1 protein-coding gene is annotated in these 1583 nt (G+C 34.0%); it reads left to right on the top strand.

All coding sequences use genetic code 11. The features are described 5' to 3' along the window. Positions 1-107 precede the first annotated feature (107 nt). Positions 108-1223, top strand: a complete 1116-nt coding sequence (locus LJE08_RS13460) for an IS110 family transposase (protein ID WP_227403507.1) — start codon at positions 108-110, stop codon at positions 1221-1223. Positions 1224-1583 lie beyond the last annotated feature (360 nt).

Raw genomic sequence — 1583 nt, 5'->3', positions numbered from 1 at the left:
GAGATAATATGAAGTGACCTCCTATTGTCAATACGTGGATTACGACTCATAATTGAATTGATAAAAACACTTATGGTGTCGATGCCATAACACAATAGGAGGTCACTATGAAAAGTATATTATCTGTTGGAATGGATGTCCACAAAAATTCGTTTAGTTTATGCGCTTATGATGGTTATACAGGAGAAATCGTTTCAGAATCTACATTTGCTTCTGATGTAAAACTAGTAATTAAGTTTATTGAAACACTTAAAAGTCGTTATGAAAACGATATAGAAATCAAATGTGGTTATGAAGCAGGTTGTCTTGGATATTCTCTTTATAAGTCGTTAACTGCAAGAGGAGTGGATTGTGTAATTTTGGCTCCTACAACTATGCAGGTTTCTGCAAAAAATAAGATGGTAAAGAATGACAGAATGGATGCTTTGAATATTGCAAAGAACTTGGCTAGTGGATCATATAAATCTGTATATGCTCCAGATGAAGAAGATGTTGAAATAAAAGAATACATCCGTATGATTCATGATTTCAAAAAGGAATTAAAAAGAGTTAAGCAGGAAATCTGCGCATTTGTATTGCGTCATGGCTATCAATATGATGGTAAATCAAAATGGACAATTCGCTATATGAATTGGATCAGAGAATTGGAAATGTCAGAAATTCAAAGAGAAACCTTAAATGAATATATTGCAGAAATGGAAAATTTAAACGATAAAATCAATCGATTCATGAATCGTATTGATGAGATGTATCAAAGTGAAAGATACCATGAAAAGGTATCTAAATTAAGATGTTTTAAGGGTATAGAAACATTTGCAGCCATGACTATACAGGTAGAAACAGCTGATTTTGAACGTTTTCCAAGCGCAAAAGCATATGCATCCTATACTGGACTTACAACAGGAGAACATTCTAGTGGCGATAAAAACAACCGAATTGGTATTACAAAGCAAGGAAATACAGTGATTAGAAAAACACTGGTAGAATGTGCACAATCTTTGGTGAAAGGAAACGTATATGCGAAAAAATCACAAGGGTTAAAAAGTCGTCAAAAAGGAATGGATGTAAATATTATTGCATATGCGGATAAGGCAACAGAACGTTTGAAGAAGAAATACCAAAAATTGATTGAACGAAATGTGCCTAGAAATAAGGCAATAGTCGCTGTAGCTAGAGAGTTAGCATGTTTTATTTGGGGAATGGAAACAGGAAACATCCATTAAAATAAAAAATAAGTGAAAGGAGATGTGAAGAAAGACTTTTAGAAAGACAAAGGATTGATGATATAGAGGAACTTCGTAAATAATGAAACAGGTCTGGTTATTTACGATTCACCTCTTAAGGCAATAGTGGTACACGAATCAAATCGCGAGGAGGACTGTACGAAAAAGCTATTGATCCACGATATGAGATTTACAAAACCTGCTCGACGGACCATTAACCTTAGGTACCCAATCCACGAATAACAGAGTGGTTAACTGTCGATAGATTTGTTTAGGAGTTCCTCTATGTCATCAATCTAAAACTGAATATTTTTAGAATATGAGTGTAATTTTGTCTTGACAAAGGTCACTTCATAACAG

Source organism: Holdemanella sp. DFI.5.55, assembly GCF_020593575.1.
GTDB classification, from domain to species: Bacteria; Bacillota_I; Bacilli_A; order Erysipelotrichales; family Erysipelotrichaceae; genus Holdemanella; species Holdemanella hominis.
This window is presented reverse-complemented; position numbering and strand designations above follow the sequence as displayed.

Coding starts and splice junctions, on each gene's coding strand:
- LJE08_RS13460 (WP_227403507.1), top strand. CDS start 108: ATGAAAAGTATATTATCTGTTGGAATGGATGTCCACAAAAATTCGTTT.